At 37.2% G+C, this 13,756-nt stretch carries 12 protein-coding genes; 8 read left to right on the top strand and 4 right to left on the bottom strand.

All coding sequences use genetic code 11. From position 1 onward, the window contains the following. Positions 1-55 precede the first annotated feature (55 nt). From HCG49_RS14825 to HCG49_RS14790, 8 genes are all read left to right on the top strand, one after another. On the top strand, positions 56-1,210 hold the full coding sequence (locus HCG49_RS14825) for a site-specific integrase (protein ID WP_168470310.1): 1,155 nt from the start codon (positions 56-58) through the stop codon (positions 1,208-1,210). 394 nt (positions 1,211-1,604) lie between these two features. Continuing rightward, on the top strand, positions 1,605-1,802 hold the full coding sequence (locus tag HCG49_RS14820) for a helix-turn-helix domain-containing protein (RefSeq protein ID WP_168470309.1): 198 nt from the start codon (positions 1,605-1,607) through the stop codon (positions 1,800-1,802). Between the two features lie 58 nt (positions 1,803-1,860). Beyond that, positions 1,861-3,423: a type I restriction-modification system subunit M gene (locus HCG49_RS14815; protein WP_168470308.1), complete on the top strand. Its 1,563-nt coding sequence runs from the start codon at positions 1,861-1,863 to the stop codon at positions 3,421-3,423. After that, complete coding sequence (locus tag HCG49_RS14810) at positions 3,413-4,573, top strand: restriction endonuclease subunit S (RefSeq protein WP_168470307.1); 1,161 nt, start codon at positions 3,413-3,415, stop codon at positions 4,571-4,573. Before HCG49_RS14815 ends, HCG49_RS14810 begins: the two co-directional genes overlap by 11 nt. Then, a complete protein-coding gene (locus tag HCG49_RS14805) occupies positions 4,563-5,735 on the top strand; it encodes a toll/interleukin-1 receptor domain-containing protein (RefSeq protein WP_168470306.1) in 1,173 nt (390 codons plus the stop codon). The genes HCG49_RS14810 and HCG49_RS14805 overlap by 11 nt, the downstream gene beginning before the upstream one ends. After that, a complete protein-coding gene (locus HCG49_RS14800; protein ID WP_168470305.1) occupies positions 5,717-6,313 on the top strand; it encodes a hypothetical protein in 597 nt (198 codons plus the stop codon). The genes HCG49_RS14805 and HCG49_RS14800 overlap by 19 nt, the downstream gene beginning before the upstream one ends. A gap of 4 nt (positions 6,314-6,317) precedes the next feature. Continuing rightward, positions 6,318-7,019, top strand: coding sequence for a TIR domain-containing protein (locus HCG49_RS14795; protein ID WP_168470304.1), 702 nt, complete (start codon positions 6,318-6,320; stop codon positions 7,017-7,019). Between the two features lie 25 nt (positions 7,020-7,044). Then, positions 7,045-10,251: a type I restriction endonuclease subunit R gene (locus HCG49_RS14790; protein WP_168470303.1), complete on the top strand. Its 3,207-nt coding sequence runs from the start codon at positions 7,045-7,047 to the stop codon at positions 10,249-10,251. A gap of 381 nt (positions 10,252-10,632) precedes the next feature. Here HCG49_RS14790 and tnpC read toward each other — a convergent pair whose 3' ends face one another. The 4 genes from tnpC to HCG49_RS14770 form a co-directional block, all read right to left on the bottom strand. Further along, the gene (gene tnpC / locus HCG49_RS14785; RefSeq protein WP_168470302.1) at positions 10,633-12,183 is read right to left on the bottom strand and encodes an IS66 family transposase; all 1,551 of its coding nucleotides are present in this window, start codon (positions 12,181-12,183) and stop codon (positions 10,633-10,635) included. 74 nt (positions 12,184-12,257) lie between these two features. Beyond that, positions 12,258-12,545, bottom strand: coding sequence for an IS66 family insertion sequence element accessory protein TnpB (gene tnpB / locus HCG49_RS18855; RefSeq protein WP_410488999.1), 288 nt, complete (start codon positions 12,543-12,545; stop codon positions 12,258-12,260). A gap of 53 nt (positions 12,546-12,598) precedes the next feature. After that, positions 12,599-12,880 carry an IS66 family insertion sequence element accessory protein TnpA gene (gene tnpA / locus HCG49_RS14775; RefSeq protein WP_168470300.1) on the bottom strand — a complete coding sequence of 94 codons (282 nt, stop codon included), beginning with the start codon at positions 12,878-12,880 and terminating at the stop codon, positions 12,599-12,601. A gap of 42 nt (positions 12,881-12,922) precedes the next feature. Then, positions 12,923-13,756: IS256 family transposase (locus HCG49_RS14770; protein WP_240938715.1), on the bottom strand; the 834-nt coding region annotated here is incomplete at its 5' end.

The raw sequence follows: 13,756 nt of genomic DNA, 5'->3' as shown, positions 1-13,756 counted from the left end.
TCATTTACACCTCGCAATAATTTATTACACCTGAGGTGTAAAAAATGCACCTCGTATGAAAGTCCATCTCAGAAAGAAAAAGCTAAAAAGCGGAATGTCTAGCCTATATATTGAATACTATAAAGGACATAGATTAACTCCGGAAGGAAAAACAAAACATCTAAGGGATTTTGAATATCTAGAGCTCTATCTCACAACCGATCCCAAGACCGATGCTGAAATAAAGAAAAACAAGGAAACCTTGGAGCTTGCTGAACAAATACTGACAATAAGAAAGGCTGAAGTCTATCAGGGGAAGTATGACCTTAAAAACGACACCAAAGGAAAAGTTAGTTTATTAGACTTTTATATTCAGAAGAAAGAGGAACGCTACCAGTCCAAAGGCAATTATGACAATTGGGATGCTGCACAGAAACATCTAGAAGCCTATTGCTCCCCTACCATAACTTTTGACGATATTGATGTCGATTTTATTAAAGGTTATAAGAAATACCTGGATACCGTTGCTGTTACACAGAGCAAAAAGAAGTTATCCCAAAACACCAAAAATACGTACTACAATAAATTTAAGGCTTGTTTAAATGCCGCTTTTGAAGAAGGGTACCTAAAGGAGAACCTCATTAAGAAGGTTAAAGGTTTTACAGCGGGAGAATCCACCAGGGAGTATCTTACTTCAGATGAACTTCAAAAACTATCCCAGACTCCCTGCTCTATTCCATTATTAAAACGTGCCTTTCTCTTTTCCACCTTATCGGGGATACGCTGGTCCGACATTAATAAACTAAAGTGGTCCGAGGTACGTGATGAGGGTACGGACAATTCCGGGGATCTTATTTACCGCATTGTGTTTCAGCAAAAGAAAACAGAGGGCGTTGAATACTTATATATTTCAGAACAAGCTAGGGAGCTATTAGGGGAACGTAGAGGTCCCAATGACCGCGTCTTTAAAGGCCTTCGATATAGTGCCCATATGAACTTACAGCTCCTACGTTGGTGTATGTTTGCCGGTATTAACAAGCACATCACCTTCCATTCCGCCAGGCATACCAATGCGGTACTGCTATTAGAAAATGGAGCGGACATCTATACGGTTTCCAAACGTCTTGGTCACCGTGAAATAAGAACTACGGAAATTTATGCCAAAATCATTGACAAGAAAATGAAGGAGGCTGCGAACTTACTTCCGGAATTAAACATTGATTTTAATTAAAGCTCTATTGCTCTTCACTATTTTCTTCTAAGATGTTTATACGAATTAATTCTTAAGCACATGGCAAGAAAAATTTTGTTTCAGATTTTTAAAATAAATCTAATAGAATTTCAAGAATTAACATTAAAAGAAAAAGATGGTTTGGGAGACATTGAAAAAAAGATAACATAATCTAAGTAAATGTGCTTATCTTAAATTGATTCTTGATACCCACACAACGAATTGATATAAGAAGAAAAACTATTCATTAAAATGTTAAAATGTCTAAATAATTAAAACTGCTTCATTGCGGTTTTTTTATTCTAGTATATGAAAAACAACTAAATAATAATATAACGTATAACAATGTATTTATACACAAAATAATGTATGTTTATAATCCCAAATAAAAAAGATGAACCGGATAAAAGAAGTGTTGGAAGAAAAGGGAATTAAGCAAGTATGGTTGGCAGAGCAGTTGGGTAAGAGTTTTAACACTGTTAATGGCTATGTGCAAAATAGAGCACAACCAAGTTTAGAGGTGTTATTTAAAATTGCAACGATTCTAAAGGTCGAGCCCAAAGAATTAATTATAGAAGTCAACAAAAATTAGATTTTCACTCTAAACAATTTGAAAATCATTAATATCAAAGCAAAAACAAAAAAGGATAATGGCAAAAAAAGTAGTAAAAGAAAAATCTATCGAAGAAACACTTTGGCAAGCTTGTGATAAGCTAAGAGGTTCAGTGGACCCTTCAGAATACAAGCACGTAGTTTTAGGATTAATTTTCCTAAAGTTTGCGAGTGATAAATTTGAAGAGAGAAAAAGAGAATTGATTGCGGAAGGCAAAGAGAAATATGTAGAAATGAAAGAATTCTACAATATGAAAAATATATTCTTCCTGGAAGAAATTTCTCGTTGGTCCTATATCAGTAAAAATGCAAAACAGAATGATTTAGCCTTAAAAATAGATACTGCATTACATACTATTGAAAAAGACAATCCTGCATTAAAAGGTGCTTTGCCAGATAATTATTTTTCTCGCTTAGGTTTAGACCGAACCAAATTAGCGTCATTGGTAGATAAAATCAATGAAATAAACACCTTAGAAGATGAATCCCAAGACATCATAGGTAGAGTTTACGAATATTTTCTAAGAAAATTTGCAATCAAAGAAGGGAAAGGAAAGGGAGAGTTTTACACACCAAAAACTATAGTAAACTTGCTAGCTGAATTGATAGAGCCATATAAAGGAATTATCTATGACCCTGCCTGTGGTTCTGGTGGTATGTTTGTACAGTCTATTAAGTTTATAGAAAGCCATCAAGGAAGCAAAAAAGAAGTCTCAATTTACGGGCAAGAATCATCTCCTACTACTTATAAATTAGCTAAAATGAATTTAGCTATTCGAGGTATTTCTGCAAATCTAGGAGATAAACATGCGGATACATTCTCTAATGACCAACATAAAGATTTAAAAGCAGATTTTATAATGGCCAACCCTCCCTTCAACCAAAAGGACTGGAGAGGAGAGGATGAGTTATTAGATGATCCACGTTGGAAGGGTTATGATGTACCACCAAAAAGCAATGCCAATTATGGTTGGATTTTAAATATGGTGAGCAAGTTATCTGACAACGGTGTAGCAGGCTTTATTCTGGCAAATGGAGCACTATCAGGTGGCGGTGAAGAATATAAAATCCGTAGGAAACTCATTGAAAATAACTTGGTCGAAGCAATTATTATAATTCCAAGAAACACCTTTTATACCACAGATATCAGTGTAACCCTTTGGATTTTAAATCACAATAAGAGCAAACGTAGTGTTACAATTAATGATAGAATAAAAACATATCGAGAGCGTGAAAAAGAAGTTCTTTTTATGGATTTAAGACGTTGGGGAAGTGAGTACGAAAAGAAGTTTATTGAATTAACAGCTAATGATATTGAAAAGGTGGCAGAAAACTATCACAATTGGCAACAAACAGATTACAAAAGCACCTATAAAAATATTCCTGAATATTGCCAGTCTGTACATTTTGATACCATAGCGGAAAACGACTTTTCTTTAGTGCCTAGCAAATACATTAAGTTTATAGATGGTGATAGCGGTATTGACTTTGATACTGAAATGAAGCGTATTCAAAAGGATTTTAAAGAGTTATTAAAAGAAGAAAAAGAAAGTCAAGAACAACTCATAAATGCTTTTAAAACCTTAGGATATGAATTGTAAAATCGACGGAGGCAATTACAAACCTATTGGCAATTACATTCAGCTAGTAGATAACCGGAACAAAGATTTAACGGTTACTAATTTGTTAGGTATAAACATTACAAACAACTTTATGCCTTCTGTGGCAAATCGTTCTGGATTAGATTTATCTAAATATAAATTAGTTCAAAAAGGTCAATTTGCAACCAACATTATGCATGTTGGTAGAGATGAAAGACTTCCTGTAGCTCTATATGAAGATGATAAGCCAGCATTAGTTTCACCAGCTTACAAGGTTTTTGAAGTAATTGATGAAAACGAATTGCTTCCTGAATACTTAATGATTGAATTTCAAAGACCTGAGTTTCATCGTTTATCATGGTATTACTGTGATAGTAGTGTGAGGGGAGGTTTAGATTGGGATAGACTATGCGAAATAGAAATTCCTATACCTCCAATTGAAGAACAAAAAATATATGTTGATATTTATAAGGGGCTATTAACAAACCAAAAAGTGTATGAAAATAGCTTGGAAGATTTACAGATAACTTGTAATTCTTATATGGATACTTTGAAAAACAAGTTTTTAGAACCAATTGGAGATTTAGTAGAATTAGTTGATAATAGAAATTCAGAAGGAGCGAATACAAATCTACTTGGTATTAATGTAAATAAAGTTTTTATGCCATCAAAGGCAAAAACAACAGAGTCTAATCTCGTAAAGTATAAAGTTATCGAAAAAGGTCAATTTGCTTATTCTGCAATGCAAGTTGGAAGAGATGAAACAGTTCGTGTTGTACTTTATTCATTTGATGAGCCTGCCATAATCTCCCCTGCGTATAGTGTTTTTAAAGTTAAAGATGATGTAGAAATGTTACCTGAGTTTTTAATGCTATGGTTCTACCGTCCAGAATTTAATCGCTTCGGTTGGTTCATAAGCGATAGTAGTGTAAGAGCTAGTTTAGAGTGGGAAAGGTTTTGTGAAATAAAAGTTCCTGTTCCAGGCAAAAAAATACAAGAAGCCATTGTTAGCATTTACCACACTTTAGAAACTCGAAAACGTATTAACGAGCAGTTAAAAGATAGTATAAAACCTCTATGTCCTGTGTTGATGCGTGGGGTTGTGGAGCGTTTGGAAACTAACTTAAAAGAAGTAAACTATGAAATATAAATATCAACTCATAACATTAGGCTCAAACGTTCCTGAAAGGCAGATAATAATTGACCAAATAAGAACGGAATTAAGGAATCTTAAATTGCCTGAAGAGTTTATTAAAGTTATTCCGGCATCTTCTATTGAAGCGGAATATAAGGGTAACCAACCTGCGTTTGCGCTTTACTTTGGAGACACTAATAGCAATTTTAAGGATTTAGATGTTACTCAGAAGCTTATGAAAGATGGCACGATGATACTACCAATCTTTTATGACAGTTTTGAAACCGATATTCCGTGCGTTTTAGAAAATCAAAATGCCGTTAAATATTCAGATAATGAATTAAATAGGATTGCTAATGTTGTCTTAGAAGCTTTTGAATTGTTACGAAGTACAAGAAAAGTATTCATTAGTTACCGAAGGGCAGAATCTACCGCTGCAGCTATTCAATTATTTGAGGCTTTAGAAGCTTATAATTTTGATGTATTTCTCGATACGCATTCAATTCAAAAGGGAGAACCTTTTCAAGATGAGTTGTGGCATCGCATGACAGATTGTGATGTTATTGTGCTTCTAAATACTCCAGGCTTTTTAGAAAGTCATTGGTGTAAAGAAGAGTTTGCAGAAGCAAGTGCAAAGCAAATAGGTATTGTCCAGTTAGTATGGCCTAACCATCAAATAAAGGATATTGACAAATCTTCTTATATCAGTTACCCAATTCAATTAGTAGAAGATGATTTTATCAATAAAGTGTCTGATAGTTCTGGACGATTTATTGAATCAGTGGTTAAATGTGTGCTTACCGAAGTAGAATCTGTCCGTGCAAGAAATTTAGCAGCGAGACAGGATAATTTAATCACTGAATTTAGAAATATAGCAGAGAAGAATAACAGAACCGTGACTGTTCAACCTGAAAAGATTTTAACTGAAGATTTACCAAACGGAGAACATATAATATACATCCCTACTATTGGCATACCTCAATCAACAAGCTGTCAATCGGCTGAAATAAAAAAGGAGTTGTTGGGATATGATGAGGTTTCTATACGCCTAATCTATGATGATTTGCGAATACGTGATAAATGGTTGAAACATTTAGAATGGTTAAATGACAATTTCAGAAAGGATATAAAAACATTAAAAAAACAAGATTTCGAATTATGGCTACAAAAGGCGTAAAGAATATATTTCTATCTGCTAGTATTCCCCTGCCTAGTAGAGATGCAAAGTACATAGAAACAGCAGATATTATTGCGATTCGTGATGCAGTTATTGCTTTAACCACAGTAGTTTTACCGCAACATAGAATAGTTTGGGGTGGACACCCTTCAATTACTCCTTTGATTTACTATGTAATGGAGAAATTGGATATAAACATTCAAGATCACGTCAAGCTATATCAGTCGCTATGGTTTAAAGATAGTTTTCCTCAAGATAATAATAAGTTTGAAAATATTGTATTCACGAAAAAAGAGGACAGTATTTCTGCTAGTATAAAACTACTCAGAGAACAAATGTTATCAGAAAATGATTTCTCAGCAGCAGTCTTTATTGGAGGGATGGATGGTATTGAAGATGAATATAAAATGTTTAGAGAATATCACCCAGAAGCAATATTACTTCCAATAGCTAGTACAGGTGCTGCAACCAAAATTATATATGACAATTTTATTCCTGAAAACTTCAAAAATACAAGGCTCGAAAAAGATTATGGGTATATGTCATTATTTCAAAAATTCCTGATGGATAAAATTTAAGATTATGGCGAGAAAAATTTTTGTTTCATATAAATATAAAGATGAAAAGGTAGCTAAGCTTCAAGATTCCTATTACGAGAATGTTGATGGTTTTATGAAATTCAATACTAGACGTACTCGAGCTCGTGATTATGTAGACAAGCTACAAGAGAAAATAGGAGCTGACAATATCAATCTCGGCGAAAAAGATGGAGAAAGTCTTGAAGCTTTTACTGACCAACAAATAGAATCTTCACTAAAAAAAAGGATAAGACAATGCAGTATTACAGTTGTTCTAATTTCTAAAGGCATGAAATCCAATGTGCTCGAAAAAGATCAATGGATACCTTGGGAAGTTTCATACTCATTAAGAGTTGTACCAACAGGAGGCTATACAAAACAAAGAAATGCGGTTTTGGGCGTTGTACTTCCAGATGAAAACGGAAATTATGAATGGTACTACACTTCAAATCCCACCTGCAAAAGTATTACACATCATACAGGGCAACTTTTTAAAATTCTAAAGGATAACATGTTTAACATTCTTGAGAAGGATTATAGAGAGTGCAACGGATCTAAAATTCACATTAAAAATGAACCTTCTTTCATTAAAACTGTAAAGTGGGATGATTTTATGAATGGTAATTCGTATAGCTTTTATTTTGATAAAGCGATTGAAATTAAAAATGATGAAAGCTCTTACAATATTCATGTGAATCTAGAATAAAAAGTTCGAACCAATTATAGCACAAATGAAATTTACAGAGGCAAAATTAGAACAGGCTTTTATTGAGCTTTTAGGAAATGAAGATTTCCCACATTTCACGGGCAATACCATTGCTCGTGCAGAAGATGAAGTGTTAATTGAAGATGATTTAAAAAGCTATTTGCTTAATCGTTACGAAAAAGAAAGTTTAACTGAAACCGAAGCTCAATCTATTATACTGCAACTTAAAACACTTTCCTCAACAGACCTTTACGAAAGCAATAAAAAAATTATGCGATGGTTGGCAGACGGATTCATCTTAAAAAGAGAGGATAGGCAACAGAAAGACATCCATATTGAACTCATTGATTACAAAGGCTTAGAGAATCAGCGTAAAAGTCAAAATTTAGATTCTATTGTTGCTGACCCCATTGTTAAATATCCACCAGACATAAATATCTACAAATTTGTTAATCAATTAGAAATTGTAGGCACAGAAAGACGTATACCAGATGGTATCATTTACATTAATGGTTTACCCCTTGTGGTTTTTGAATTTAAAACTGCTATTCAAGAAAATACCACTATTTACAATGCTTATGTTCAAATAACAACACGTTACAAACGGGATATTCCAGAACTGTTTAAATACAATGCGTTTTGTGTAATTAGTGATGGAGTTAACAATAAAGCAGGTTCGTTTTTTGCCCCTTATGAATTTTATTATGCTTGGCGTAGAATTGCAGGTTCGGTAAAAGATGTAGACGGTATTAGTAGTATGTTTACACTTGTCCAGGGTATGTTGAACCAAAAAAGATTGCGAGATATTATTCGAAACTTTATTTTCATTCCTGACAATTCAAAAAAAGATGAAAAAATAGTTTGTCGTTATCCTCAATACTACGCCGCACGCACCCTATACGAAAGTATAAAAGAGGCTGAAAAACCTGAAGGAGACGGAAAAGGTGGAACTTACTTTGGTGCAACAGGAAGTGGAAAAAGCTATACAATGCTTTACCTTACTCGTTTGTTAATGAGAAGCAAGCATTTTGAGAATCCTACCATAATACTTATTACAGACCGAACAGACTTAGATGACCAATTAGCAGGACAATTTACCAATGCCAAGGAGTTTATTGGCGATAATGCTGTAGTAAGTGTAGAAAGTAGAACCGATTTAAGAAACAAAATTCAAGGCAGACATAGTGGGGGCGTTTTTTTAACTACTATTCATAAGTTTACAGAAGATACAGAACTGCTAACTGATAGAACCAATGTTATTTGTATTTCTGATGAAGCCCATAGAAGCCAAACAAATCTCGACCAGAAAGTAAAAGTAACTTCCGAAGGAGTTAAGAAAACTTATGGTTTTGCAAAATATTTACATGATTCATTACCCAACGCCATATTTGTTGGATTTACAGGAACTCCTATTGATGCTACTTTAGATGTTTTCGGGAACGTGGTCGATGCTTATACAATGACTGAATCGGTAAGAGATGAAATTACGGTTAGAATTGTCTATGAAGGACGAGCAGCCAAAGTTGCCTTGCATAATAGTGAATTAGAGAAAATCGAAAAATACTATGAAGAGGCAGCGGAAGCAGGGGCCAATGAATACCAAATAGAAGAAAGCAAAAAAGCTACGGCAACAATGAACACCATATTAGGTGACCCAGACCGCTTGTTAAAGTTGGCAGAGGACTTTGTGCAGCACTATGAAAACAGGGTTAACGAGGGGGCAACTGTAAAAGGGAAAGCGATGTTTGTTTGCAGTAGTCGGGAAATAGGGTACGAATTTTACAAAAACGTAATTGCCTTAAGACCTGAATGGGCTGAAAAAAGAATAGCAGAAGAAGGAGTGGTTTTAAACGACAAAGACAAAAGGGAAATTAAACCTATGGAACGTATCAAAATGATAATGACCAGAGGCAAAGATGACCCAAAAGAAATGTATGATTTGCTCGGAACCAAGGAATACCGAAAAGAATTGGACCGCCAATTCAAAAATGAAAAATCAAATTTCAAAATAGCAATTGTGGTTGATATGTGGCTCACAGGTTTTGATGTGCCATTCTTAGATTCAATCTACATTGATAAACCGATTCAGCAACATAACTTAATTCAAACTATTTCAAGAGTAAATCGAAAATTTAAAGGAAAAAACAAAGGTTTGGTTGTTGATTACATTGGCATCAAGAAAGCTATGAATTTGGCTCTTGCCAAATACAATAAAGGTGAAAGAGAAAACTTTGAGGATATCCAAGAGTCTTTAATTATAGTCAGGAATCATTTAGATCTATTATCCAAAGTCTTACATAAATTTGATGATTCAAAATACTTTGATGGAACGCCATTAGAGCAACTAAACACATTAAATTCCGCTGCGGAATATGTTCAGTTGACCAAAGACCTCGAAACTCGTTTTATGGACTTAGTTAAGCGCTTGAAAGCTGCATACGATATTTGTGCAGGAAGTGAGGAGCTAATTCAAGAAGAAAGAGATTATACACACTTTTACTTAGCGGTTAGGTCAATCGTTTTTAAACTCACTAAAGGTAATGCGCCTGACACAGCACAAATGAACGCCAGGGTACGAGAAATGATTAAGGACGCATTAGAAAGTGATGGTGTTCAAGAGATTTTTAAACTCGGAGACGAATCAGAGTCGGAACAAGACCTTTTTGATGAAGATTATTTAGCGAAAATCGACAAGATTAAGTTGCCAAATACCAAAATAAAATTGCTTCAACAATTGTTGGCCAAAGCAATTGGAGAAATAAAGAAGGTAAACAAAGTAAAAGGAATTGACTTCTCTAAGAAAATGCAAACCTTGGTTGAACGATACAACGAGCGCAAAGAAGATGATGTCTTACGTAGTGAGGTTTACGAAGAAATGGCTGAGCATCTTACTAACTTAATTTGGGAAGTACAAAAAGAATTTACATCTGGTGATGAATTGGGAATTGATTTTGAGGAAAAAGCATTTTATGACATTTTAAAAGAGTTGTGCGTGAAATACGATTTCCGTTATCCTGAGGATAAATTAATACAATTGGCCAAAGCTGTGAAAGATTTGGTTGATGGTCAAGCGAAATTTCCAGATTGGAGTAAAAGAGATGATATAAAATCTGCCTTAAAAGTTGGTTTAATTTTACTTTTAGATGAACACGGTTATCCGCCTGTACAACGTGATGAAGTTTACAAGGATATTTTTGAACAAGCCGAAAATTTCAAGAAGAATAAAGTTTAAAAACTTTACAAACAACACCTAATTCAGCACCCATAAAAACAAAACCCCGTAAACATTGAGTCTACGGGGCTTTTCAGCGGAGAACGAGGTTTCACATAATAGATTTATATTAATAGAATATTACCATATAAATTCAATTTCTAGTGTTTAGGTAGGTCTAAATAGTCAAAATGACAAATTATATGGCAGAATGTGAGGTCCATTTTACGAAATGTAGACACTATCCCGTAAACTGTGTAAGTTTAAAATGACACTATCCCGTTAACTGTGTAAGTTTAAAATAACAGGGGTTGGACTTTTATCTAAAGTCTGGTATCCGTCCCACGAACCACGTCTTGGAGAACCGATTAATTCTTATAAGGTCTTTACCTTATAGCGGGTTTATCCTTTTTTAAGTTTTTTATAGTTCTGTGGATAAAGGTCCCGGATGTCCTTATGGTTGATGGTCATGATATTCTCCAAGGTATACTTTAACCATTCATATGGATTTACCTCGTGTTTTTTGCAGGTAGCAAAAAAGGAATAGATGCCAGCGGCCCTTTGTGCGGCATCATGTGAACCTGCGAAGAGATAGTTTTTTCTTCCTAGGGCCAGGGGTCTTATGGCATTTTCCACCAGGTTATTATCGATTTCCAGGATGCCGTCATAAAGATAAGTGCTGAGCTGGTCCCAACGGTTCATGGTATATAGGAAAGCTTTTCCGATGGGACTCTTGGGTAGGACCAGTTGCTGTTTCATCTGCTGGAACAGCCATTTTCCGAATTCATTGATCACTGGTAGGGACTCCTCCAGTCTTAGGGCTTTTCGCTCCTTGGGATTTAGTTCCCTTTGCCTGGCATTGGCTTCTATCGCATGGAGCTTTTGGATAAAGGTCAAGGCTTTTTCCGCACGCTCTTTGTCATTGTCCTTCGCTTTATCGAATTCCCTTCTTGCATGGGCCCAGCAGTTTAGGTGGGTAACACCTTCTCGTTTTCCTATTTTATCATAGGCCACATAGCCATCGGTCTGAAGATAGCCCTTGAAATCTGCCAATACATGCTTGGCAGCCTCTCGGCTACGTCCGGGCTGATAATCAAAGAGTACGGTGCCATCAATGGGACAATGATGCACCCAATAATAGCCTTTATGGGTTTTTCCCTTTTTATTGGGGTCCATCACTTTTATAGTGGACTCATCACTTTGCAGGTATCCTTTGGAGCGAATATCCTCAAGGAGGTATTGGTAAAGAATGTCGATGATTTTAAGGCTCTGCCTGGTCCAGCCCTCCAAGGTCGAGGAAGCTATGGGTATCTCCGCTCTTTTAAAGCGTTGTATTTGTCGATAAAGCGGGAGATGGTCCTGATATTTGTCGACTAGGATGGAGGCCAGTAATCCCGCCCCGGGAATGCCCTTTTCGATTACCCGCTCGGGAAGTGCGCCGATTACCACTCCTTCTTTGTTTTTTGGGGCATACTTATAGCGGATGTAGCGTTTGATATAGTATTTGGCAGGCTCGTACTCCAGCTCATCGGTCACTTCTTCCCCGATACATACCATATCGGTAAGGTCTCCTTCAGGGTAGATCTTGATCTCTTCCACGGGCAGGTGGTCCGGAAGGGCCATTCTTCCCTTATGGGCCGATGTTCTTTTGCGGCGCTCATAAGTGAGTTTCTCCTTAAGCTCCCCTTCTTGTTTTTCCGCCTTTTCCGCTTCCATTTCAAAGGGAAGGCTCATCTGGTCCTTATCGCCCTCGAAGCGCTCCCTTTTCTGACCAAAGGCCAAGCGTTTGTAATATGCCAGTTGAAATTCAAGCTCGGAAATCCTATGCTCTCTCTTGGCAAGATCGCCCTCAACTTTAGCCAATTTCTTGGCCTCCTTTTGCAAGGATTTTTCCTGTATTTCAAGGAGTGCCAAAAGCTGTTCTTTGGTAAGATTTTCTAGGGGTTCTTGCATAGTGTAAAAATACAAAAACCATCCTATAGAACCTGCTGAAACCCCTTGTTTTTATTAGTGTTTTACCACTTTTTTTATCTTGGATAACGGAGTTTCTGATGGGCCTCTTTCACTTGCAACCCCTCAACCATAAGCACCAATTTGGACCAGGTCAAACAATGGTTGTCCCCTGTAAAAACCGGGGGACTGAAACTGCCCTGTTCCAGACGTTTGTAATACAGCACAAAACCACCGGCCTCCCAATGCAGGAGCTTGAGATGGGTGCGGTTTCGGTTCAAAAAAATAAATACATCCCCACTGGTCGGTTCCCTGCCCAGTTCGTTCTTGACCAAACCGCTCAGGCCATTGAACGACTTGCGCATGTCGCAGGGCCTTGGGTAAAAATAGTAGGTGTGGTAGGAGCTCAGGGCAAACATTAATAGAGCTTTAGAAGCTTGCTGATCAATGGAAGTTGTGAGGTGTCCAGTCGTAGCCGGACCCCATTAGGGTAAATCAATTCTAGGCTTCCAGTTATTTCCGATTTAGAATGGATGGCCACAAATCCACCGCTCCCGGATGTCTCCTCTTGTGCTTTCTTTTTCTTCCAGTAATAGAAGGTCGAGGGCAAAAGGCCCTTTTCCTTGCAAAAATCCCTACCGTTAAGGGAACTGTCTTCAAATTCCTCGATAAGGGCAAACATTTTCTCTTCCTTGCTCATTATATACTAATTTATCAGCAAAGCTAGATGCAGGAAATCAAGTTAACAATATGTGTTTGGTGGGATGCATACTTCCCAGTTGTCCCTCCAGCTCTTTATGGCATAGGAGTATTTGTCGTCCCATTTCTGGGCAAAATCCTCCAGGGCCATCTTGGCAGCCTCTTGGTTGGGGGCGTTATATATATGCTTCATATCCGCGGTGAAGGCCTTCTTGTCCTTCCATACGACGTACCTGCACGCATTGCGGATCTGATGGACCACACAGATCTGGGTCTTGGATTCGGGGAACACATTCTTGATGGTATCCGTAAACCCGTTAAGGTTATCGGTCGCGGTAATCAGGATGTCCTCGGTTCCACGGGCCCTGATGTCGGTCAGTACGCTCATCCAGAAAGCTGCGGACTCGTTCTTGCCCAACCATAGGCCCAGCACTTCCTTTTTTCCGTCCCGGCGCAGACCGACGGCTATGTATACCGTTTTGTTGATGACCTTGGAGTTCTCGCGTACCTTGAAGACGATACCGTCCATCCAGACAATGAGATAGACAGGCTCCAAAGGGCGATTTTGCCAAGCGACGACATCACCAGATATTTTTTCGGTGATCCTGGATATGGTGGAAGTGGATACCTCAAAATTATATACCTCACGGATCTGCTCTTCAATATCGCTATTGCTCATTCCCTTGGCATAGAGCGATACGATGACGTTCTCGATCCCATCAACGATACTGCCCCGCTTGGGGACTATCATGGGGTTGAAGGAAGCCTCCCTGTCCCTGGGAACCAAGATCTCGGATTCCCCAAAAGAAGTTCTTACCTTCTTCTTGGAGTGTCCGTTGCGAACATTGCCGCCATTGGACTTCTGATGTTTTTCGTA

The organism is Arenibacter sp. 6A1 (genome assembly GCF_012272855.1).
Lineage (GTDB): Bacteria > Bacteroidota > Bacteroidia > Flavobacteriales > Flavobacteriaceae > Arenibacter.
Note: the sequence above shows the minus strand (reverse complement) of the source record. Positions and strands in the feature narration are given on the sequence as shown.